Genomic DNA, 24,081 nt, shown 5'->3' on the forward strand with positions numbered 1-24,081 from the left:
TGACCATGCAGGCCACGATGGCAGTGGGGTAGCGCAAAAGATAGTCTTCGGGACAGCTTTCGATCCAGCGGAAAAAATCCTGACTGTGTTCGGTGTTTAGACTTTTCGCCTTATCCTTTTCCAGGGTTTTAAGCAAGCCGTTCCAGTCCCGGGCAGCGGCGAAGGCATAGTAGGCCGGGATATATTCTTCGTGACCCAGGTGCCATTGCCCTAAGCGGGAATAGTTTTCCTGCTGATAGGCTGCCGGCTTTTCGGCAAATTTATGCCGGGTACACTGGCGCAGCATATGGTGGTAGCGGTAAATCCCGTTTTCATTGCGCGTTATAAAGGCATTGTTTCTGGAAAGGGAGTCCAGGATAGCCGCCGCATCCGAGTGCCGCCACAGCCAGGCGGCCTGCTCTGAGGTAAACTCATCGGTCATGCCGATCCGAATCAGGAATTCCCGCTGGCGCTCCGGCAGCGGTTCTAATAATACCTGATCGATCAGGGTAAAAATGTCGGCTGAACTGGAAAGCCAGGATCCGTTTTGGGCATAGGCTTTGAAATTCAGATACACCATGGAGATCCAGCCCTCGCTGAGGGCGGCCAGGTCGTCTATTTCCTTGGCGGAAACCTCAAGCTGGCAGAGCCTGGCATACACGGCCAGCTCCTGCCGGCTGAGGCGCAGGTCGTCCGCTGCGATCTCGCCCAGCAGACGGCCCAGGCGCATCCGTTCTTCCCCGTTAAAAATCTGATTGCGGGATAACAGAATAATATGAACACAGTCCGGCAGGCTGCGGGAAAGGAAGAGCAGAAGCGGTATCAATGGTTTTTGCTGCAGGATATGGAGATCGTCCATGACCATGTAAATCTGGCTGGGGCTTGGCGCCAACGCATCGTCCAAAAGCTCGGCCAGCATGGATATCGCCGTTGCGTCCCGGGGGTACCCCAGGGCTTTCATTTGTTCGGTTAATACCGGATAGCCTTTGAAAGCCCGGCAAAAGCCGCTCCAAAAATCCGTGATACTGTCGGTCACAATCACTTGACGCAGAATAACGGCGTCGGCTTGGCTTTTCACCTGGCGGTTGGCCCACCAGTTCACAGCGGTAGTTTTACCGAAGCCCATGGGGGCAATGACCGTGGTAAGGGGATAATTGTTTATTTCGTTCAGCCGCCGCTTCAGGCGCTGGGATATGAAGACATCATTTAAGTGAGGATAATACTCCAAAAAAAAACACCGCCTTTCTTTTTTTATCGGCTACGGAGGTCCTTTACTGTACCCGTTTGTTTTTCGCCTGTCCTCCGGTTGGGCGGCGTTCCCGGGGATGATCCACACGTTTGCGATTTTCCAAGCGCCCTTGATGCGCCCGTCAACGCAGTAGTAATTTACCATTCTTGCGGTAAGTCCCCACTTGTCCGCCGCTTCTTTTACGCTGATATATTTCCTGGTTTTCCTCCCCGGCAACGGTCGCGTTCGGCTGCTGCCGCGGCGACAGGGAAACCGGATTATGTTATTCCAGTTCCCTGCTGTCACTTTCAGTAAAAAGAAACGGAATTTTTGCGGCCGATCCTCTGGCCTTTGGCGAAAGCCATATAAAGGCACGGATTAAAAATGTGCTGAATTATAAAAGACCTGGGTTTTGGGTGGTGATTCTATCTGTTTTGATATTGTTGTCTACTGCCTTTATACTGCTTTCCAATCCGCAACCCAGATATTCGAATTTAACCGCGGAGAAAATAGAGAGTATGACACTGATTTCAGGGTTAGATGATACGAAGCATACCGTGATCATTGATAGTGAGGAATGGGCTGACATCATAGATTTGATCAATACCGCTGAAAGAAGCAAGATTGCAGAAGAGTATAGGCCTACTTATGGAGGGATCGTCAATATGGGCGTCAAGAATGCCGACGGCTCGGTCTGCTATATCGTCGGACTTCGCAAAGACATCAGAGCAAAAATCGGCAAACAAGCGGGCAATGCCGTAAAATAATCATTAAGGAGTGTGAGTGATATGGAGAATTTGAAATCGGAAAAACGAAACACGCTTACACTTGTGTTATTGGTAATTTATTTACTGGCATTAACTTGGTTGATTCTCTTCAAACTGCAATTTTCTATCACGGTAATGGATGAAGGAGGAATCATCAATCTGATTCCGCTTTTGGGGTCTTTCGATGATAACGGCGTTATTCGCTTCAGCGAAATCAGAGTTAATATTCTCGCTTTCATACCTTTGGGAATCTATATTTGTATGCTTAAAGCCCCGTGGTCTTTTGTGAAAAAGATTCTTACGATTGTCGGCTTAACTTTTGTCTTTGAAATAATACAATTTATTTTCGCAATCGGCAGAGCTGACATCACCGATGTGCTTAGTAACACGCTGGGAGGGATAATCGGGATCGGCATTTATGCCTTGCTGTCCAAGGTTCTGAAAGGCAGGACAAATAAGGTTATCAATGTACTTGCCGCGGTATTCACCATTTTGGCATTATTACTTGTCGCTGTGTTATTGGTAAGTCACCGATGGGTGATTATCAAATAGGTATCAGCGACACAATAACAAGGAGCGATTCAGCCACCGCTTGGCAAGCCGATAGATTATGAACTCATCACCGACATCGTGCGGTGGAGAGTAAAGTGGGAAGCGAAAGGGAGTGACACTTTATGACAAACGAGCGCGTATACAAGATGGCGTTTTCGAGAGTCTACCCGCTACTCGTCCAAAAGGCGGAGCGCAAAGGGCGTACCAAATTAGAGGTTGATGCTGTGATTTGTTGGCTGACGGGGTATGACGAGCATGGCTTGTGGGCGCAAATCGATAAAGGGATAGACTTTGAGACGTTCTTTGCCGAAGCCCCGCAAATCAACCCAAACGCCCATAAAATCACGGGAGTGGTCTGCGGCGTTCGCGTTGAAGAAATCGAAGACCCGCTCATGCAGAAAATCAGGTGGCTTGACAAACTGGTTGATGAATTGGCAAAAGGCAAGCCAATGGAGAAGATTCTGAGAAGCTGGTTATTATAAGAAAAAAGAAGTCATGACCGCCAGTTACTACCGGTGGTCATGGCTTTTCATATGCAGGTAAAAAATGAAGTGTCTTTCTGACGCCGAGCAAAAAATGAAATTAGATTAGTGAAATCATTTGTGAATAAATTGAAAATTATTATTTTTATCGAGATAGATAATGAACATACTCATTATGTCGGATGTACTTGTGAGCATGTATTGACAGAAAAGATAAAATATCTTAGGATTAGGTAAACTAATAGTTTACTTGATAACACGTAAGTGAAATAAAGGCGGTAGATCTTTTGGGAATCAATGAGCGCAAGGAAAAAGAAAAGGCAATTCGCAGAAATGATATTATTGATGCTGCGGAAAGAATCTTTTTTACAAAAGGATATGATAATGCCACGATGGATGATGTGGCGAAAGAGGCAGAGTTTAGCAAGAGAACGGTGTATGTCTATTTCAATAGCAAGGAGCAGATCTATTTTGAAATTATGATAAAGGGATACAGGCTGTTAATCGGTATGCTGAAAGATGATCTACAAAAGGAAAAAGCCTGTAATGCGGTTGAAGAAATAAGACAGATTGCTTTGACACTCTACCGGTTCAGCAAGGATTATCCGGAATATTTTAAAGCAATTATGGAGTATGAAAATGGTGAATTTGATTTTCAAAAAGGGATTCCGGATCAATCAAGAGATGAGTGCTATACCCTTGGAGAGGAAATACTAGGGCATTTGATCGGAGCGTTGGAAAGAGGCATTAAAGAAAATTACATCCGCAGTAATTTGGATGTTGTTAAAACAGCTCTTGTTTTATGGGCTTGCCTGATTGGCGTATTTAATACCGCAAAGAAAAAGGAAAACTATATTAAAAACTATCACATGACGACACCGGAGGAATTGGTATCAGCAGCTTTTCAGCTTATCATCAGGTCAATACAAACTGAAAATGGGGGGAATTGTAGATGAGCAAGAGGACGGTGAAGAAAACAATGACCATTATTCTTTCAAGCATTGCTGCTTTATTGATCATAGCTTTTACATCGCTATTTATCATAAGTGGGGTTTTTGAGTCGTCAAAGTACTTGGAACCTTGGCAAAAAACTTATTCGCAAAAATTTGATGATCCAAGAATCCAACTCGTGGCTCACGGACTGTTAGCTGCAAACGGGCATAACATGCAGCCGTGGAAAATACAGCTCGACAAAGATGATCCCATGGTATTTTACTTATACGCCGATAGTGACCGCTTGACAAATGAGGTAGACCCTTTCGCCCGGCAAATGATGATTACGCAAGGTGCATTTTTGGAGTATGTCAAAATCGCTGGAGATGAGCGGGGATATAAAGCTGCAGTGGAGTTATTTCCAGATGGCGGCTATGATGAACAAAATCTGCGGGAGAGCATGAAAACCAAACCGGTGGCAAAAATTATGCTTACGAAAGACAAACCTCAAAACAACCCTCTCTATGATTCCATGTTTTTGCCTGACACTAACAGGGCGGCATACCAGTCAGATAAGTTAACCGCTGAGCAGATAGATCAGTTGGAAAATATCAATACTGATGTCAATATGTCAATAAAGATTTTTCAGGACCAAGAAAACATAGAAAAACTGGGAAGTTATGCAATGAAGGGCGCCACTATCGAAGCAGGCGTGAATCGAGTTATGCAGGAAACAGAAAACATTTTTCGCTCTAGTGAGTATCAAAAAAACAAATATCGTTATGGCTTTTCTGTCGAAGGACAAGGTACTTCAGGCATCATGCGGCATATCCTGCAGGGCTTGGTCACGATATTTCCTTCGTTGAACAGTGGGCAAGCAGCGTCTGATACGTTTATACAGTCCACCCGGACATCGGTAGACAATACAGCGGCCTATGCCATGATTATTACGAATGATAATAATCGTTCAAGCCAGGTTAAAAGCGGTATGCTTTATAGCAGATTGATACTGACAGCTCATAGTTTGGGTTTAGTTATGCAGCCTCTTAGCCAGGCTTTGGAAGAATATCCCGAAATGAAAGAGCCATACAGCAGCATTCACCGCGATTACGCTTCAGATGGAGGTACCCTCCAAATGCTTGTTCGTTTGGGCAAGCCCGCAAAAGAAGTCCCACAAAGCATGCGACGCGATGTGATGGATTTGATAATCAGAGAATGAATTTGTGACACGGCACTATGCGTTAGGGGATGATAAAAAGCAAGAAAAGAGTCCTGCCGCCAAGGAACTACCACGTCTTGTTGCTGGAGAGAGTGAAAGGCTAATTGACAGGCTTGGGGGGAATTTGGTTTATGGAGCGTCTTCGTTGGGAGAGTTTGCTGGCATGAAAAGGGCAGACTTTTATACAAGGGTCTATCAGATTGTACAGGCCATCCCCCGGGGCCAAGTGGCAACTTATGGGCAAATTGCCTGGATACTGGGTAAGCCCCAATGCTCACGGAGGATAGGACAGGCCCTGTATCATGCTCCCCATGAGGTAAACCTGCCCTGCCACCGGGTGGTAAACAGTAGGGGAAGGCTGGTTCCGCATTGGGCTGAACAGAAAGATTTATTGCTAAGAGAAGAGGTTGCTTTTAAAAACAATGGTTGTGTGGATTTGAAAAAACATTTGTGGAAAATCTTCTGACGTTCCTTTGTCACCAGCAGCAGTCGGGCAGGGGCTTACATTATCTTGCCTGTTGCGACTATTACCTTAATGGCTTTTACGCCCAGGTCAGCACCCCAATACCGGCAAGCCGCTCTTTTTGACTAAGGGACGAAGACAGGATCTTACCAGTATTTTTTGAAAATATTTGATGTTATAATCATACTTACCTCAAAACAAGCAGGGAGTAAATCATGAGCAGAGATGCGGGAGAAAAAGAAAATCCCGGGACGGAGGAGCGCCTTAAAGAGGCGGCGCATGGCCTCCTGACCTGGTACCGAGAACATCACCGGGATCTTCCCTGGCGCCGCAGCAAGGACCCTTACAAAATATGGATCTCCGAAATCATGCTGCAGCAGACCCGGGTCGATACCGTCTTAGAATACTACCCGCGATTTATCACGCTTTTTCCGGATATCGATACGCTGGCCCGGGCCAGCGAGGAACAAGTGCTGACCAGTTGGAAAGGCCTGGGCTATTATAGCCGGGCCAGAAATGCGCACCAGGCGGCCCGGATTATCGCCGACCGCTATGGAGGCGCCTTCCCGGAGGATTTGCAGGCTATCCAGGCGCTTCCCGGGATTGGGGCCTATACGGCCGGGGCCATTCTAAGCATTGCTTTCGGTAAAGCGGTTCCGGCCATCGACGGCAATGTCTTGCGTTTTATAGCCCGGCTGCTGCTCTTGCAGGATGCCCGGGGCAGCAGTGCCTTGCACCGAAAAGTGGAGCATGCGGTGGGCAGGATGATACCGGATCATCAAGCCGCGGACTTCACTCAGGCATTGATGGAAATGGGGGCTTTGGTATGTATCCCGGGCCATCCGCGCTGTGAGACTTGCCCCGTAAATACCCTGTGCCTGGCCTGTGCGCATCAGATGCAAAGCGAGTTGCCGGTGAAAAAAGAGCGGAAGAAAGCGAACCCGCAGATGAGGTATTGGGTTATGGCCTTTGTGAAAGAAAATCAGGTTCTCATGGAATATCGGGAGAAGGAAACCCTCCTGGGACACCTATGGGGGCTGCCCATGATTTTGATCAAGGAAGGGCTGGACCTGGTGCAAGGGGCTAAAGCGCATTTCGGTTTGGATATCGAAGCCGGCCCGGTTCTAGGAACGTTTATACACCAGTTTACCCATCGTTCCTGGCATATGGAAGTCGTCTCCTGCTCCATCAAGCAGCCGGGCGCTATAAAAAGTTCGCTGCAATGGCGGCATTTTGACGAGCTTCCTCAAATGGCTATTCCCACCGCTTTTCAGAAGATCATGCCCTTGTTGGTGGCCGGTGACGCGGCCAGACAGGTTCAAAAAGGTATTGATTAACGGTTGCCACCCCCAAGTGATTCAAGCCGTTGCCCGCTTGGAAAATATCCCGAATCAACTGCGTTTCCTATAAACCTTGAATAGGGGTCCTGGACTTGAAAACCTTTAAAGAAGCTGGATACCGCCAGAAATTGTCCAGCCCCTGGATAAAAAGTACCACTATTTTGAATAGGCAAAACGAGGAGTAAAATATGAAAGAGAAATCATTCGTAATTTTGCTGATTGTCAGCATGATAATCTCCACAGCCGCGCCCCTGTTCGCGGCTGATACCATCACGGCAAAACCAACGGCCTCGACTGTGCTTGTGAACGGTAAGAACGTGATTTTTGACGCATACAATATCAACAGCAACAATTATTTCAAGCTCCGCGATTTAGCCTATACGCTGTCTGGAACGGCTAAGCAGTTTGATGTCGGATGGGATGGAGCGAACAACTCAATTTCGCTCGCAAGCGGCCAGCCGTATGCAACGGTTGGCGGTGAGATGCGGGGCCAGGGCGCAGGAGATACAAAAGCCACGCCTACGACCTCAAGAATTTATCTTGACGGTAAAGAAGTCAGCTTCACTGCTTACAATATCGAGGGTAACAATTATTTCAAACTGCGGGATATTGGAGCGGTGTTTGATTTTGGTGTTGACTGGGACGGCGCGAGGAATACGATTGCAATTGACACGGGCAAAGGGTACACGCCAATGGATGTTGTGGTCGATATTATGTTTGATTCCCAATATTATGCTTATGGGGATCAATTACTTAAGACGGAATTATTTTCCTATCAGGATGAAATCTATGTTCCACTGCAAGGAATCTTCGAGGCGAAGTATCAAACTTTTGTCTGGAATGAAGCCACGCAAGCAGCAACCGTTACCCATAATCCTGAAATAACGCCTCAGTTGGAAGAAATCGCCGAACGCTGGGCCTATCCGATGCGAGGACGAGGTAGCTATAGAGCGGATTATGTGCGCCTGATAGAGTACGACGCAGAAACAGGTAATCTTATCTGTGCGGGGAGGGAGGAGACATATTCATTCCAGCTGACTGAGCAGGAACAGGGGCAGTTTAAGGAGTTGCTGGCCCAAGGCCTGGATACTGGCAGCCCTTACCGCCTGGTAGCCTATTTCCCTTGGCCTTTAGCTGCGGGGGGCCCTCCCCCGGCAGAAGCGTTAGCGCCCTTATTTGTTGAGTTAACCGATCCCTATTCTGAAGAACGGCAGGCCATAGTTCGTCCCATAACCATCAGCGTCGAAGATAATGGGGTCCCGGTTCTCCTAACCATGGAGGCTTTGGAATACGATGGGCTTCTCTATATCTCTGTTACTGCTTTGGACAATGTGCTCCACTGGTTTTGGTACGGCAGTATCATTACAGAATGAGGGACGGTGCCGCCCTATTCCATTGTGGGGGCAACCCCGCCCGTTTGATACGGAAACGTTTCGATGACGACCTGATCGAGTATTTGCTCAAGCTAAAATGGTGGGATGGGCCAAATGTTTTAATGCATTGGGCTTAAACACTATTAGGATTTAAACGCATAGTTGAACCATATCCATAGCAAAGAGAACGGTCCGCCTCCGTTCTTTTTGTTGCGTAATAAGGAGGCTTTCTGATGAACGAAAAAGACCTAAGATAGCAGTTGCGAGAAAAACTGGACGCCAACTACAACATTTTTTTACGGGAATGGCTGGGACTTGAGCCTGCGAAACTGATAGAGCGAGCTTGCTAGTCTTTAGCCGTATAACCGTATATTTGCTTTGGGCATAATAAAAAACCGATAGAAATTGCAGCAGACAGAAACCTGGTTTACACTCCCGGAAAATTAATTACATTGTTTTCGGATGTGGCAATTCGTTGCTTGTTTACCAAACAAGAGGAGGCTTTAAATGAAATTTCCCACATTATTGTCACCCATCAGAATCGGATCAATGGAAGTGAAAAACCGTTTTGTGGTACCCCCGATGGGCACCAATTATGCGACTGAACAGGGCATACCTACACAGCAATTTATAGATTACTATACCGCAAGAGCCAAGGGCGGATTTGGGTTGATAATCGGCGAAGTAACCGCTGTATCTCCTATTGGCAGAGCCATTTGGAACGAGCCGGGGCTGTGGTGTGATGAACAAATTGACGGGTGGAGAAAAGTAGCGGAGAACTGCCATAAATATGGGGCTAAGGTTGTACCCCAGCTTCACCATGCCGGAAGGCAGACGACGGTAGATATAGCCGGACCAGGGGCTCCGGTAGCTCCAACTCCGATCATGGATCCCCTGCTGGAGAGATTTGGTATTGGCGAAATGCCACGGGAACTAAAGACTGAAGAGGTATGGGAAATTGTCGGACAATTCCGGGACGCAGCGGTAAGAGCGCAGGAAGCCGGATTGGATGGCGTTGAAATTCACGGGGCCCATGGATATCTGGTAGCAGAATTTATGTCGGCCTATTCCAACAAGAGAATCGATGAGTTTGGAGGGGACTTTGAGGGTCGGATGAAGTTCCCGGTTGAAATCGTAAAAGCAATAAAAAAGGCGTGCGGCAATGGATTCAACCTCATATTCAGGTTTAGTGCCGACGAGAGAATATACGGGGGCAGAACAATCGAGGAAAGCAAGGTAGTGGCCAGAATATTGGAAGATGCAGGCGTCCATGCTCTGCATATCACCAATAGCGTTTATGGCAGCTACGAATGGCTGTGGGCGACGGAAGCCACACCGGCAGGATATATTGCGCAACAATCGGAACAAATCAAAAAATCGGTGAAGATTCCTTGCATTGTGGTAGGCAGGCTTAATAATGCCTATTTAATGGAAGATATTCTTTCCACCGGCCAGACCGATTTGGTTGCCCTGGGAAGAGAATCACTGGCTGAGCCGGAATGGCCGAACAAGGTGGCTGGTGACGCGCTTGAAGATATTGCTCCCTGTATTGCCTGTCACCAGGGTTGCGCCGCCTATATCTTCGATAAAGAGATCAGGAAATGCTCTTGCCTGGTCAATCCTTTCTGCGGGAAAGAAGAGACCATGAAGATCGTAGCAGCCAAAAAACCTAAAAAGGTTATGATCGCAGGAGGCGGTCCCGGCGGTTTGGAAGCGGCCTGGATTGCGGCCAAGAGGGGTCATAAGGTAACTTTGTATGAAAAACAAAATATACTGGGCGGCGCTTTTAGAATAGCGGCTATACCGTCTGCCAAAACCATATTGACCTCACCGATCAAATATTATATTATCCAGGGCCGCAAGTTCGGGGTGGAATACAAGTTGAATACGGAAGTTACTGCGGAACTCATTGCCAAAGAAAGGCCGGATGTAGTAATTTTAGCTACTGGCGGAGTTCCGCTTATTCCCGAGATACCCGGTATAGACAACCCCAAATTTATTAAAGCCAATGATGTGCTGGAAGGGAAGGCCATTCCAGGCTATAAAGTGCTGGTGGTCGGCGGCGGTCTTATCGGTGCCGAGACCGCTGATTTCATGGCGGAGCACAGCCGAAAGGTCAGCATTATAGAAATGCAGCCTGATATTGCCCTGGATATGCATGATGTTCACCGCATTCACTTGCTTAAGCGACTGAAGGAATTTGAAGTTGACCGCATAACCAGCGCCAGGGTGGTTGAGTTTTTAGACGATGGAGTCGTATATGAAAAGGATGGCAAGAAAGAAAAAATTACCGGATTTGACAGCATAGTACTGGCTATGGGTACTGCTTCTCACAACCCGCTGGAAGCAAAGATAAACGGCAAAGTGCCTGAGTTGTACGTAATTGGTGATGCGGCAAGCGTCAGACAGGCCATTGACGCTATCGCTGAAGCTGCTGAGGTAGCATGTTCCATATAGCATAGCGATTTGACCCGAATAGATTCGACAGCCGGGGATGAAACCCCGGCTTTTTGGCGGGATGAAAAACAGTGGCTTGAGGACAGGAACTACCGCAACTTCAAAATCCCTTTTTATCGCTTCGTGGGAATATGTCCACGGAAGTGAATAAATGGTAAGGTTAGCTGTCAGTGCTTGGTGATAGAGCAGGTGAGATGTCAGGTTAGCGGCAGAGCAGATTAGATGGTTTTTCGGTGAGTGAGCAGGTTGGATAGCGTGGTGAAATATACTATTGACGAAGATGGTTTATCACGATAGACTCAAGATGCGGTTTATCCAAATAGACCTAAGGAGGTTTTATAGCATTTGGAAAAATATAAGCTGTTTGATGCAGAGTATAAATTTGCAAGTATTATCTGGGACAACGAGCCCATCAATTCGACTGAGCTTGTACGGCGGTGTGCAGAAAAACTTGGGTGGAAGAAATCCACTACCTACACAGTTTTAAAAAAGCTTTGCAATCGCGGAATACTGCAAAATCAGGATGCGGCTGTCACCTCACTGATCAAGCGGGAGGATGTGCAAAGGTACGAGAGTAATGCAGTTGTGGAAAAATCCTTTGATGGTTCTCTTCCGAAATTCCTAACTGCTTTTCTTGGCGAGCGAAAGATTACCGAACAGGAGGCTGAGGAGCTTAAGCAAATTATTGAGGAGTCGGTAAAATGAACAACCTGCAAGGAATGTTTACAACCATCCTGAACATGAGCATCACGGCCTCCTATGTGGCTATCGGCGTTATTCTTGTTCGAATAATTTTAAGGAAAGCCCCGAAGATATTCTCTTATGCCTTATGGGCGGTGGTGTTGTTTCGGCTCGTCTGCCCCTTATCCTTCACTACAGCCTTTAGTATTTTGGGACTACTGAATATGGATTCTCAGAATAATACGGGCGTGCTGAAATATGTGCCCAACGATATAGGTTTTATGAACACACCAACTATTCAATCCGGCATAGGCAGCTTGGACAGCGCAGTGAATTCAGCCTTGCCCCAGGCTGCACCAATTGCAAGTGTAAACCCTATGCAGATATGGATGGATGTTTTAAGCCTTATCTGGATTGCAGGTATTGTTGTACTGCTTTCCTATAGTATGTTCTCATATATGAAAATGAAGAGACAGCTTATAACCGCTACTCTGGTCAAAGACAATATTTACGAGTCGGATCAGATCGGTACAGCGTTTGTCTGCGGGTTTATTCATCCGAAAATATATGTGCCTGTGGGTGTCAGAGAAGCCGATCTTTCCTACATATTGGAGCACGAACGCACACACATCCGCAGGAAGGACTATCTCATCAAGCCTTTTGCTTTTTTCGCCCTCATTCTCCACTGGTTTAATCCGCTTATATGGTTGTGCTTCAAACTCCTGAGCCGGGACATGGAAATGTCTTGTGATGAAAGCGTTCTGCAAAAGATGAGTCCGGATGTCAAGGGCAGTTATTCCAGTTCTCTGCTTTCACTTTCAGTAAAAAGAAACGGAATTTTTGCGGCCAATCCTCTGGCCTTTGGCGAAAGCCATATAAAGGCACGGATTAAAAATGTGTTGAATTATAAAAAACCTGTGTTTTGGGTGGTGATTCTATCTGTTTTAATACTGCTATCTACTGCCTTTATACTGCTTTCCAATCCGCAGCCCAGATATTCGAATTTAACCGCGGAGAAAGTAGAGAGTATGACACTGGTTTCAGGGTTAGATGATACGAAGCATACAGTGATCATTGATAGTGAGGAATGGGCTGACATCATAGATTTGATCAATACCGCTGAAAGAAGCAAGATTGCAGAAGAGTATAGGCCTACTTACGGAGGAATCTACCCAATCCACAACACCCTTACGGTTTCGGCAAAGGAGCCAGGAGAAGCAAAAACATATTCATTGATGATCTACCACCATAAGGATTGGAATGTTTTTCACGGAGAATATGAATACAAACTTGCACTCAACTGTTCTTCAGAAGATGGCAAGACAGAATTATGGGGACTCCCCTATGCCGAATGCCGCCAGATGATGGAATGGATCAATAGAATCTACGATAGCAAACAAAATAATGATATCAGTAAGGGTGAAGCCTCTGATATGAACTCGAGTACTGATGGTATTGCAAAATTAGTGGAAGACAACCTAAGTGTCATTATGTCGTCACCAAAGACTTCTTCGAATCCGCAGGATTATATCAATGCCCATAAAAATGAATATGAATACTTCATGAAATATGGCGGTGAAGATGCCCTGCAATACATGCTTTCGCAGTTTGAGGCTGGTAATGCCGAAGGATTGCGAGGGCAGATCATGATGCTATTATGCAAAGAGCTCTTAGGGGCACGAAATAACGTCACTGACGAAACGCTGTCACCACAGGAATGGTATGATGCCCTGTCCATCCGCCAGGAGATTTTGCTTCCCAATTTTGGGTATGATGGTCAGGATCAAATTGAAAAGCTTGTCTATGACACAGAAGTTGAGAAAAATTCAGACCCTAAAAGAGGAGGATTCATGGTTGTCGCTCCCGAAATTTTTGGAAGTTATGAGGAGGAGGACCTGCTAAAGGTCTTTGTAACTACTTATAGCGCGAGGTTTAAACTTTTTGGTAATGTTTTATCAAAAGAAGGTGGCAGCATCATTCCAGCGGCAATCACCTATCGTAAGGATAACAGCGGCGGGTATATCCTGGAAAAATATGAACAGGCCAGGGATGGCTCGGAGTTTGGTCCATCTATCAGGCAATATTGCACAATGCCCGCATCCGGAAAGGAAATAAAAGGGCTTGCAGATAAAATCTTCAAGCATTACACAGACTATGAGGATCTCCGTATTCTTCTATATGATAACCTGTTTAAACACTTAAAGAAAAACGGTATTAAAGACGCTGTGCTTACCAATTCTCGAGGTGAAATCGAATTTTCCATGAGTAATCCGAAATATGAACCTTGAATTTATTAATACATTCTTTTCTCATGACCCTGGCCTGATTGCAGAAGTCTAAAGCGAAGGCATAATGGGAACTGAAGGATAGATACCTGACCTGCGGTTTGACATAGGTACCGGTCAACCACTATATCTGGTTTTGGAACAAAAAATGAACAAAAATCGGAGTCAAAAGTGCATTTTGAGTCCGATTTTATATGATACAATAAAAACCGAGTATACCGTTTACAACTCTTTTTTGGGGTAAAAGCGTTTATTCGATTCCTCTCTCATCAAAACGAAATACTGCATCCCACGCGCAAATCCGCGCATAGTATCGCGCCAGCGCCTGCTGGAAAAGCTGGATCATGTGCTTGAGCGGATGCTTACGCTGGTTGTGGCGCCGATGGGATACGGCAAAACCACCGCGGTTTATGGATGGGTGGAAAAATCAGGATTGCAAACGGCATGGCTTTCGTTGGACGAAAGCGAAAATGATCCGATTGTTTTCTGGAAGTATATTTGCGCAGCGATGAAAAAAATTCTTCCGGAATTAGAAAACCACGTCGAATACGCTTTTTCGTCGCCTCAGCTACTGGAAGCAAACGTTCACATCAACATCCTCATCGACAGACTGGCGCAGCACGATGGTAAAGTAGTGCTGGTCATAGACGATCTGCACACCATCTCCAGTGCACCAATATTGAAAGGGCTTTCACATCTGCTTGAGTATCTTCCCGCAAACGCGCATATGATCATCATAAGCAGAGCAGAGCCTGCCATGGAGCTCAATAAGTTTGAATTGCGATCTCAGGTTTTGCGCATTACCGCAAAAGACCTTCGATTCCGGCAGGACGAAATCGCAGACTTCTATCTGAAGCGTGACTGCGCGTTGGGCCAGGAGAACATTGAAAAGATCTGCAATTATACGGAAGGCTGGGCTGCAGCCATGGTCGCCATTGCGATATCGGCCGGGAACGATCGTGTCAACCAAGAGATGCTTAATGGCATAACGGCAACGAACGCCGATACTTATCAGTACCTGATGAACGAGGTTTTTGAATCGTATTCTCCTGAGAAAAAGGCGTTTTTGCTCAAAATCTCCATATTGGAGCTGTTGCAGGAAGATATTTGCAGTGCCTTGACCGGCGAAGATGATGTTGCGCATTTTTTTGAGGATATGAGAAGGAGAAACGAGTTTCTGGCTTTGTTCGGCGATGAAAGCAGCGTCTACCGGCTGCATCCGATCTTGAAGGACTTCTTGCTGAAAAAGCTGAAGCAGACAGATTATGACGGGTTTGCCGGGCTGCATGTGAAAGCGGCCTTATGGCATCGTAGTCAGGGCTTGCTGGCCCCTGCCGTTTCGCATTATTTGGAAGCCATGCGCTACGCAGAGGCCTTCGAGCTGATCGAAATGCAGCTGGACCATTTTGCGAGCCAAAATCAATATGAAACCCCATATCTTTGGATCGAGCAGCTTCCCGAATATTATAAAGACAAAAGTGTCAAGATCGCGGTGTTTTATTCCATGTATTACGCACAAAACCGCTCTTTCGAATCATCCCGCCAATGGCTGGCTCGTGCCAAAGAGATGCTGGAGCGTGACCAGAAGGGGGAAATCGGCATGCAAGTTCGCGCTTTGGTCGGCCTTACAACAGTTAATTTGCTGCTCAGGGAGGGCAAGACGGAAGAGCTGCACAAGCTGATACGGAACAGTGAGATCGGAGGCGGCAATGCTTTTAGAACCATTGAATATGTAGATCTGAACGATTCGGATATCTATATTTATCGAAGCCCTGTCCATATTTTAGTGAAGCTGTTTGACACAGATCGCGATGCTTTTGATAAACTGCGGGACTATTACAATATTTTGGCCACAAAAAATCCGGGTTTTGCGCCCTTGGCGGCCGGCGAATATTTTTATGAAAAGAACCGGCCGGATGAAGCCTTGCCATTGTTCCTGGAGGCGATGGAAGCCGCGCAGCCCGTCAACTATCCGGGCGTCCTGGTTCCGGCCATGGCCGGCCTAGCCCGCGCAAAGCGAAGCCGGTCCGACATGGCGGGCGCCCTCTCTATTTTGGATGAATGCGAAAGCAGACTCCAAACCATGCAAAAACCACATTGGAATGATCTTGTTAGGGCGCTGAAGATACGCTATTCTATCGAAACCGGGCATATGGAGCGGGCGGAAAGGTGGCTCTACAGCAATAAACTGCAAATATTCAGCGAGATCAACCGGGTGCGTGAATTTGAGTTGATCGTCCTGGCCAGGGTCTTGTGGACGCAAAAAAATACGGACGACGCCGAAATGCTGTTGGTGCGGCTTTTGTCGTTTACGGAAGCGGAAGGCCGTTTGCACAGCAAAGTTGAGGTATTAAATCTGCTGGCCATGATAACCTGCCAAAAGGGCAATACCCGCCAGGCGGTGGAATATCTGGAGCGATCATTGCGCATAGGGCTGGCTGAAGGTTATGTGCGAAGCTATGTCGACGAACAAATACCGATGCTGGTCGTCCTGAGGCAAGCGCTCCATTCCTTTAACAAAACGGATGCTGTCAGCCAAGAACTCACGGCCTTCGCGCAGTCCCTCATTTCGCTGCTTCAGGAAGAAATGAACCGGCTGGTCGGCAGCAGCAAAATCGGCAGTCTGAGGTTGAAAAGACTGCTGACGGAAAAAGAGTTTGCAGTGTTGGAATTGCTGTGCGCCGCATATTCAAACCAGGATATCGGTAAAAAGATTAAATATCAGTCAGCGCACCGTCAAGGCGCACACGGGGAGCATTTACAGCAAACTGGGGGTCAAAACCCGCGCCCAGTGCATAAAGCTGGTGCATGACGAGAATTCTTCGCTATAAAATTCGCTTTGGGGTGTCAGGGGGACGGCAGCAGCGTGAAGATAGCGGGCGATGTCACATGCTCGGCTTATGGTGCGTTTGGTGCGTTGGCCCGCGACGGAGGCTCCATCGAGATCGATGGGGACGTCTCCACATCCGGCGATTATTGCAGCGGCGTAAATGCGGTCGGCTCCGGCAGCACGGTTTCGATCGGTGGCGACGTGACGGTATTCGGAACCGAAGCCACGGGCGTATGTGCAAGCGGCGGCGGCTTGGCGGTCATAGACGGCGTGCTCACCGCGCCGGTGGCTGCGTATATCGTTCTGGTAATCAATCCAGCGGAGGGGGATCCGGTGCGCGTGGTAAAAGGCACCGACGGCGGCGTGCCGGCAATAGGGGACTATGAAGGCTATCTGCTCTATAGCGATGGAGTCAACTTCGTCTATGTGAGAATTCAGGCAGCGGACACCACGCCGCCTGCCATCAACCCCGCTTCGGCCAGATATGACCTGAACGCACCGGCTGGCATCCTGACAAACATTACCTGGAACAGCGCAGAGTCAAGTAACGGGCGTGGCACATGGCTCAAACGAACTGCTTCTGGATACGGATTACACTATAAGCGACAGCGCCCTGACCATCAATAACAGCTACCTGTCTGCCTTGGCGCCGGCGGCAGGCGATAAGTTCACATTTGTGATCACTTTCGACACGGATGTTAGCGTTGACCTGATAGTGGATGTGCTGAACAGCCGCACCTCTTCAGGCGGTGGTTCCTCCGGACAATCCTCTTCGCAGACACGCTATTGGGCCGCAATCAGCGTCACCATCCCCGGCAACATGCTCGCCGGCACAAACCTCACGGGAGAAGCCGGCCTCACCATCGGAGAGGGCGACACCTCCAGCCTTGCGGAAAACTTAAAAGCGGCCATCGGCGACCGGTCCGTTATACAGCTCACCCTTACGATAAATAGTGTGCCGACGGACTGGAATAATCCCGATGCGCCGGTGGCGGTATCCATCCCCTACACGCCGACAGTGGCGGAACTGAATAACCCCGAGGGCATCGTGGTCTGGTACATCGACGGCAGCGGCAACGCGGTCTCGGTCCCGAACGGCCGCTACGACCCCGCCACCGGCACCGTGATCTTCAGCGCCACCCACTTCAGCGATTACGCGGTGGTCTACCGTCAGGTGGGCTTCGGCGACGTAGCAGCGGGCGCGTGGTACTGCAAGGCGGTGAATTTCATTGCGGCGCGCGAGATCACCAGCGGTACGGGTGACGGGAATTTCAGCCCCGACGCGAAGCTCACGAGAGGGCAGTTCCTGGTCATGCTGATGCGGGCTTACGGTATCGCGCCGGATGCGAACCCGGCCAGCAACTTCTCTGACGCCGGAAGCACCTATTATACCGGCTATCTCGCAACGGTCAAGCGTCTGGGCATATCCGCAGGCATAGGGAACAACATGTTTGCGCCGGAAAAGGAGATCACCCGCCAGGAAATGTTTACCCTGCTGTATAACACCCTCAAGATCATGGGCAGACTCCCGCAGGGAGATTCCGGCAAGACCCTCTACCAGTTTACAGACGCCGGGCAGGTTAATCTCTGGGCGCAGGACGCCATGGCCTACCTGGTCGGGGCAGGTGTAATCAGCGGGAATAACAGCCTGCTGATGCCCACAGCTGCCACCACCCGTGCGGAAATGGCTCAGATATTATATAATCTGTTGTCCAGTAACTAAGGCCTATAAAACAAACAGAATAAAGACAGGACAAACCTGGTGAAAACCTGAGATGCAGAGCCCGCCCTTTTTCCGAGGGCAGGCCTTTGCAGCTTTTGTGGCTTTTCACGGATGAACAATATTCCGCAATATAATTGCTTTATAAATCATAAGAAGGCAATACTATGGCTTCTTGACGACGCAAAGGTAATATATTAGCATATAACCGACAGACAGTCGGTCTATAAGAGGGGATATAAATTAATGAGGATAGTGAAAGAAGCCGAGGAACGCAAAAACGAGATACTTGACGCGGCGGATGAGCTTTTCGGGCAGAAGGGCTTTGACGGCACAAGCACCAACGATATTCTCGCCAAGGTCGGAATTGCGCGGGGAACCCTGTATTATCACTTCAAGTCGAAGGAGGATATTATGGACGCGCTGATTGACCGCTATAATGTCCGGCTTTTAAGCGCGGCGCAAGAAATTGCGGCGGATAGGAGCATACCCGTAAACGACCGTATTATCCGGGTTATCATGGCCTTGAACATAAGCGGCGAAAGAGGCAGGGAAATTATGGAGCACATTCATAAGCCGCAGAACGCGCTGATGCATCAGAAAATACAAAAGGTCGTTTTGGGCGGCGTAACGCCGATATTGACAGGAATCATCCGCTAAAACGCGGGAAATAGGAATATAATTGGAATTAATATTTTGGAATATAGAATTAATTCCTGAAAATGAGCGGGTGTATTTTCAAATGAAGATACCCGCTTTTTTATTTATTGGAGCTGGCTGCGCTGCCGTATAAATCTTAAAAAATATATATTGAATCGATAGATTTTAATTAACGCATACGAAGTATGGGGTGGAGGCAAAGATAGCTACATGGAGAAATGAAGCCCAAGGAGGTGGGAGATTGAAAATAACCGAAGAAAATTTTGTTGCCCAGATGCAAAAGAGAAATGAGCAAGCCCTGGAGTATGTTATTGATAATTATGCCTGGATTCTTAAAACCGTTATAAAAAAACATTTGTTTTACCTGCCTAATCTTTATGAAGAGTGTATGAATGATTGTCTTTTGGCTATTTGGAATAATATTGACCATTATGCCCCGGAAAGAAACAATTTTAAAAATTGGATAGGAGGAATTGCCAAATATAAAGCCATAGATTATCTAAGAAAATACTTAAGGGATTTGGAAAATGAAAACATAGAGGATGTAACCATACCTGTGGAAGATAACTCTTTAAAGGCATTATTAACCAGGGAGCTCGAGGAAGAGACGGAAAAAGTTCTAAGCAGTTTATCTAAAGAGACCAGGGAAATTTTCAAGCAATTGTATTTTGCGGAGCAGGATATTAATGAATTGGCCGAGGCTACCGGACTCAGCAAATCTGTTTTATATAACAGGATTTCCCGGGGAAAGAAGAAAATTCGCAAAGGAATGCGGGGAGGACATTAATATGAAGAATACTAAAAATATATATGAGCTTCTGAATCATTTGGATATTAATCTTGAGCATTATGCGCAAGAGGAACTTGATGACATGGAAAAGCAGAAGCTAAAAAAGGCATTTAGAGGAAATCGGAATAGAATATCCAATGCTAAAAAAATTGGTACGGTTGCGGTAGCTTTGCTGATGGCCCTAGGGTTTTTTACGCAAACCAATTGGGGGAAAGCGGTGTATGCCGCAACCGAATCCAAGCTTGCAGAAATATCCTATTCCATCGGTGAAGCGCTGGGCATTGAAAGAAATATTAAACCCTATGCCAGTGTGGTCGATCAAGTGGTGGAAAGCAACGGCGTAGAGATGAAATTAACCGATGTAATTATCGATAAAGACGAGTTGATTTTATCCATAATCACCAATACCAATAAACCGGTGGTTGAAGGGGTTAATTTCGATTACGATATTTTTATTAACGGCAAGCAAATAAGGAATTACGGCGCGACCGGAAGCAGCGGGCCGATTGATGATTCCCAAACCCGCTTTTTTAGCGCCTATGCGGTAAATATTGACGGCATTGATACTACGGAAAACGTCAATACCAAAGTCGTGTTAAAAAATTTAACCTATTATACGGGCAATGCCGCTACAGAAAAAGTTAAAGGGGAGTGGGAATTTGAATTTGCGGCCAATGGCAGTGAATTAATGGCCAATACTTATGCCTTGGGCTTAGATTATTCATTTAATATCGGGCCTGAAAAGTATACTTTGCATGAGTTCAGATATAATCCGGTCAATCAGAAAATTTTCGGCAAAGTGCAAGACCGGTCCGGGCGTTCTTATGAAATTGATTTAAGAGGCAGGGATAACTTGGGCAATGAAGTGGAATTTTTCCTCACCAGTGTATCCGGCGAAGATTTAGTATTTAAGTATCAAAATCTGGACGGTGATTTGTCTGATAAAATCACATCGATTACGCTAACCCCCTATGCGGCAAAACTTCCTGAAAAAAGCGGCAAGACGAGCGATGAATGGGAACAGGTCGGAGAAGCCTTCACTATATTTTTAAAGCAATAATTCGATGATCTTCCGGTGACCGTTTGGTTTATGATGAAAGGGAACAAAATACTAAGGGTGCGTAAATATGACGACACATACAGACCCGTACCGCATATACCTGGTTGAAGATGACGCATGCTGGCTGAAGAAATCTCCAAGCTGCTGATGAAGTGGGGGTACGAAGTCCGGGTAGCGGAAATGTTTGACAACATTATGGATGAATTTCTGACCGCAGAGCCGCAGGTTGTTTTAATGGAGGTCAATATTCCCCGCTTTGACAGCTTTCATTGGAGGCGCTGTCCATGGGGGATTTAAAGGTAACGGCTGATGAAAACCGGGAATTAACGGTCGCGGTTATGGACGAAAGTGAAGTTTACGGGGGATTTCCCCAAATAAGCAAATGGGTGGAGATAGAGCCCTTATTGTTCCGCAGGGTCGATAAAGAAAGATATATGGCTTTTCAAGAAAATGAAGAAGGTGAAATCGTTAACCTTACTTCAGACACCATGGTTTTGAAAATCGAATACCGGATACATATAATTCAATTGGAAACAGTAATCCCAGAGGTGTTTTACCCCAGGACAATGACCTTCATTTCAATCCATTGCATGAGGAAGACATAGCAAAGCGATCGACCTCATGGAGGCTCTCAAAACCAGCGTCGAGAAGGCCAAAAAAGAGAAGGACCCGGCGTAATTTTATGACTGAAAAACTTAGCGCGTACAATCAGAAAAGAAATTTTGCAAGAACCTTGGAACCCGAAGGCATGACAGAAATGGCCGGAGAAGGTCTGAGGTTTGTCGTTCAGCACCATCTGGCCCGCAGAGATCACTACGATTTTCGTCTGGAATGGGACGGGGCACTACTCAGCTGGGCAGTGCCCAAGGGTCCTTCCTATAATACCCGTGACAAGAGGCTTGCCGTGCAGGTGGAGGACCATCCCCTGGAATACAGGAACTTTGAGGGGACGATTCCCAAGGGGGAATATGGCGGCGGAGTCGTCATGATCTGGGATGAAGGGCGCTGGGAACCCCATGGGGATGTGGCTGAGGGACTCCGCGAAGGTATGCTGAAGTTTGTTCTGAAAGGACGAAGACTTAAAGGAAAGTGGGCTCTGGTGCGCTTGAAAAGGAAAGCGGAGGAGACCAAGGATAACTGGCTTTTGCTTAAAGAAAAAGATGAGTACGCCAAAACTGTAGATGGGATTTCCCCGTTTACCACCAGCATCAGAACCGGCCGCACCATGACGGAAATTGAAGCAGGGGAGGACGAAGGGATCACGAGGAACCCCTTCAGCAGTACCGGCGTTCAGCTTGCCAAATTAGTCCATGCGGTTCCTGAGGGTGAGGATTGGCTCTATGAGTTGAAATACGACGGCTACAGGATATTGGCGTATATTGAAGGCAACAGCGTCCGGCTGATTACTAGGAGCGGCCAGGATTATACAACGCGGTTCCCGGATATCGCCTATTCCCTAATCGATTGGGCTAACGGAAGGGCGATGATTCTGGACGGCGAAATGGCCATAACGGACACCGCAGGTAAGACGGATTTTCAGGCTCTCCAAAATTCTATGAAAAATCCCCAGGCCCCAAACCTGACCTATATCGTCTTTGATCTCCTGGCCCTGGATGGGGCGGACCTTCGGGGACATCGCCTGATTGACAGGAAAGAAACGCTGGAAGCTTTGATGAAGAATGTCCCCGAAAACCTCTACTACAGCCGGCATGTCAGAGGAAACGGCAAGGCAAGTTTCGCTGCGGCCTGTGAGGCAGGCATGGAAGGGATCGTCGGTAAAAAAGCCAATTCCATCTACAGCGGAACAAGAAACGCCGACTGGATCAAACTTAAATGCGATCAAAGGCAGGAATTTGTCATCGGAGGATATACCCTTTCTGATAAAAAGACGAGTGGGGTAAGTTCCCTTCTCCTTGGCGTCTATGAAGGGGAGGAATTCGTCTATGCCGGACGTGCCGGAACCGGCCTGAGCGAAGCGGGCATGAAAGAACTTGAAGAAAAATTTACGGACATAAAGAGAAGGGAACCCCCTTTTAAACTCGCGCCCAAGCCCAGGTCGAATGAGAAGATCACCTGGCTTGAACCTGAACTGGTGGCGGAAATCAAATTTGCCGCATGGACCGAAGATAATCTGTTAAGGCAGGCTAGCTTCAAAGGCCTGCGGACGGATAAGGATCCTAAGGATATAAAAAGGGAAAAAGCGGATGACGAAATACAACCCCCATCATCCGGGAAAGAAGCGGAGAGAGCTATGGAAGCAAACGCCAACAACCTCATCATCGAAGGAATCAAGATTTCCAACCCGGACAAGGTGATCTTTGAAGAACCTGAAATCACCAAAGGGGATGTGATCCGCTATTACGCCCAGGCGGCGGAGCGCATGCTGCCCTATGTCAGCCACAGGGTCCTCAGCATTGTGCGCTGTCCCAAGGGCATCTCCCAGACTTGCTTCTATAAGAAGCATCCCGGTCCGGGCAGCAAGGGCATCGTCACCATCCCGGTTGTGGGCAGTGACGGAGAAACGGAAGACTACTTTTATATTGAAGACAGGTCCGGGCTGATCGCCGAAGCGCAAATGGGCACCCTGGAATTTCATACCTGGGGAAGCCGTGTCGACGAGCTGGAAAAGCCTGATATCATGGTTTTTGATCTGGATCCGGATGAGGGAATGGATCTGAGCAGGGTGCGCCAAGGTGTGCGGGATCTAAAAAATATTCTCGCCGAACTTTCCCTGAATACCTATCTTAAGACCAGCGGCGGCAAAGGGTACCATGTGGTCGTCCCTTTAAAACCTGCCGTTGCCTGGAAGGAGTTTCACGATTTTGCCAGGCGCGTCGCCGAAGTGATGGAGCAGAAGTGGCCTGACCGCTACACCAGCAATGTGAGAAAAGTCAAACGCACGGGCAAGATATTCATCGACTGGATTCGCAACGGCAGAGGGGCTACCAGCATCGCCCCCTATTCTCTAAGAGCGAGAAAAGGGGCCGGGGTATCCATGCCCATCGCCTGGGAGGAACTGGATACGGTGGCTCCCGACGGCGTCAATATGGCGGAAGCGCTCCGGAGGATCGGCGGTAATGATCCCTGGCAGGATTTTTTCCGGAATAATCAGCAGTTCAAATGAACAGGAGAATGGAGCAGCGGCTCGTAATACTCAGTAGGCGGTAGATGTTTTTTCGGAAAGGGAGCAGGATGGATGTAGGCGTGCGACTCGCTTTAATATACTTAATCTGCAGTAAATAAGGAGCATTCCTGTAACACC

General features: G+C 47.5%; 21 protein-coding genes and 2 pseudogenes. 22 read left to right on the top strand and 1 reads right to left on the bottom strand.

Features of this window, described 5'->3' with window-relative positions; genetic code table 11:
• Positions 1-1,207 (bottom strand): winged helix-turn-helix domain-containing protein (locus B2633_RS09910; RefSeq protein WP_483170470.1); only part of this gene is annotated, 1,207 nt, incomplete at its 3' end.
• Between the two features lie 518 nt (positions 1,208-1,725).
• Between B2633_RS09910 and B2633_RS09915 the strand changes: the two genes are divergently transcribed.
• From B2633_RS09915 to ligD, 22 genes and pseudogenes are all read left to right on the top strand, one after another.
• Entirely contained in the window at positions 1,726-1,974 is a 249-nt protein-coding gene (locus B2633_RS09915; protein WP_483170472.1) for a hypothetical protein, read from the top strand.
• 21 nt (positions 1,975-1,995) lie between these two features.
• The gene (locus B2633_RS09920; RefSeq protein WP_483170473.1) at positions 1,996-2,526 is read left to right on the top strand and encodes a VanZ family protein; all 531 of its coding nucleotides are present in this window, start codon (positions 1,996-1,998) and stop codon (positions 2,524-2,526) included.
• Between the two features lie 122 nt (positions 2,527-2,648).
• The gene (locus tag B2633_RS09925; RefSeq protein WP_483170474.1) at positions 2,649-3,008 is read left to right on the top strand and encodes a DUF2200 domain-containing protein; all 360 of its coding nucleotides are present in this window, start codon (positions 2,649-2,651) and stop codon (positions 3,006-3,008) included.
• 287 nt (positions 3,009-3,295) lie between these two features.
• Positions 3,296-3,964: a TetR/AcrR family transcriptional regulator gene (locus B2633_RS09930; protein WP_483170475.1), complete on the top strand. Its 669-nt coding sequence runs from the start codon at positions 3,296-3,298 to the stop codon at positions 3,962-3,964.
• Positions 3,961-5,160, top strand: a complete 1,200-nt coding sequence (locus B2633_RS09935; RefSeq protein WP_483170476.1) for an Acg family FMN-binding oxidoreductase — start codon at positions 3,961-3,963, stop codon at positions 5,158-5,160. Before B2633_RS09930 ends, B2633_RS09935 begins: the two co-directional genes overlap by 4 nt.
• A 163-nt stretch (positions 5,161-5,323) precedes the next feature.
• Positions 5,324-5,626 carry an MGMT family protein gene (locus tag B2633_RS09940; protein WP_483170477.1) on the top strand — a complete coding sequence of 101 codons (303 nt, stop codon included), beginning with the start codon at positions 5,324-5,326 and terminating at the stop codon, positions 5,624-5,626.
• Positions 5,627-5,838: 212 nt separating this feature from the next.
• Positions 5,839-6,960, top strand: coding sequence for an A/G-specific adenine glycosylase (mutY, locus tag B2633_RS09945; protein ID WP_483170478.1), 1,122 nt, complete (start codon positions 5,839-5,841; stop codon positions 6,958-6,960).
• Between the two features lie 191 nt (positions 6,961-7,151).
• Entirely contained in the window at positions 7,152-8,336 is a 1,185-nt protein-coding gene (locus B2633_RS09950; RefSeq protein WP_483170479.1) for a hypothetical protein, read from the top strand.
• Between the two features lie 26 nt (positions 8,337-8,362).
• Positions 8,363-8,449 (top strand): annotated as a pseudogene (locus B2633_RS09955) (acetyltransferase); the annotation flags it as partial.
• Positions 8,450-8,843: 394 nt separating this feature from the next.
• Positions 8,844-10,793 carry an oxidoreductase gene (locus B2633_RS09960; protein WP_483170481.1) on the top strand — a complete coding sequence of 650 codons (1,950 nt, stop codon included), beginning with the start codon at positions 8,844-8,846 and terminating at the stop codon, positions 10,791-10,793.
• A gap of 345 nt (positions 10,794-11,138) precedes the next feature.
• Positions 11,139-11,498, top strand: coding sequence for a BlaI/MecI/CopY family transcriptional regulator (locus tag B2633_RS09965; protein ID WP_483170482.1), 360 nt, complete (start codon positions 11,139-11,141; stop codon positions 11,496-11,498).
• The gene (locus tag B2633_RS09970) at positions 11,495-13,762 is read left to right on the top strand and encodes a M56 family metallopeptidase (protein WP_483170483.1); all 2,268 of its coding nucleotides are present in this window, start codon (positions 11,495-11,497) and stop codon (positions 13,760-13,762) included. Before B2633_RS09965 ends, B2633_RS09970 begins: the two co-directional genes overlap by 4 nt.
• A 1,018-nt stretch (positions 13,763-14,780) precedes the next feature.
• A pseudogene (locus tag B2633_RS09975) lies at positions 14,781-16,253 on the top strand (winged helix-turn-helix domain-containing protein); the annotation flags it as partial.
• A gap of 163 nt (positions 16,254-16,416) precedes the next feature.
• The gene (locus tag B2633_RS09980; protein ID WP_483170485.1) at positions 16,417-16,590 is read left to right on the top strand and encodes a LuxR C-terminal-related transcriptional regulator; all 174 of its coding nucleotides are present in this window, start codon (positions 16,417-16,419) and stop codon (positions 16,588-16,590) included.
• Positions 16,591-16,625: 35 nt separating this feature from the next.
• The gene (locus B2633_RS09985) at positions 16,626-17,216 is read left to right on the top strand and encodes a hypothetical protein (RefSeq protein WP_483170486.1); all 591 of its coding nucleotides are present in this window, start codon (positions 16,626-16,628) and stop codon (positions 17,214-17,216) included.
• Positions 17,143-18,312 (top strand): S-layer homology domain-containing protein, encoded by a 1,170-nt coding sequence (locus tag B2633_RS09990; RefSeq protein ID WP_483170487.1) that lies wholly within the window; start codon positions 17,143-17,145, stop codon positions 18,310-18,312. The genes B2633_RS09985 and B2633_RS09990 overlap by 74 nt, the downstream gene beginning before the upstream one ends.
• A 243-nt stretch (positions 18,313-18,555) precedes the next feature.
• Entirely contained in the window at positions 18,556-18,969 is a 414-nt protein-coding gene (locus B2633_RS09995) for a TetR/AcrR family transcriptional regulator (RefSeq protein WP_483170488.1), read from the top strand.
• Positions 18,970-19,210: 241 nt separating this feature from the next.
• Positions 19,211-19,756 carry a sigma-70 family RNA polymerase sigma factor gene (locus B2633_RS10000; RefSeq protein WP_483170489.1) on the top strand — a complete coding sequence of 182 codons (546 nt, stop codon included), beginning with the start codon at positions 19,211-19,213 and terminating at the stop codon, positions 19,754-19,756.
• Between the two features lies 1 nt (position 19,757).
• The gene (locus B2633_RS10005; protein ID WP_483170490.1) at positions 19,758-20,819 is read left to right on the top strand and encodes a DUF4179 domain-containing protein; all 1,062 of its coding nucleotides are present in this window, start codon (positions 19,758-19,760) and stop codon (positions 20,817-20,819) included.
• Positions 20,820-20,936: 117 nt separating this feature from the next.
• Positions 20,937-21,116 (top strand): response regulator, encoded by a 180-nt coding sequence (locus B2633_RS10010; protein WP_483170492.1) that lies wholly within the window; start codon positions 20,937-20,939, stop codon positions 21,114-21,116.
• Complete coding sequence (locus B2633_RS10015) at positions 21,104-21,424, top strand: hypothetical protein (protein WP_483170493.1); 321 nt, start codon at positions 21,104-21,106, stop codon at positions 21,422-21,424. Before B2633_RS10010 ends, B2633_RS10015 begins: the two co-directional genes overlap by 13 nt.
• A 77-nt stretch (positions 21,425-21,501) precedes the next feature.
• Positions 21,502-23,943, top strand: coding sequence for a DNA ligase D (ligD, locus tag B2633_RS10020; RefSeq protein WP_483170494.1), 2,442 nt, complete (start codon positions 21,502-21,504; stop codon positions 23,941-23,943).
• Positions 23,944-24,081: the final 138 nt, after the last annotated feature.

The organism is Syntrophomonas sp. UBA1041, assembly GCF_002316705.1.
GTDB lineage: Bacteria > Bacillota > Syntrophomonadia > Syntrophomonadales > Syntrophomonadaceae > DTU019.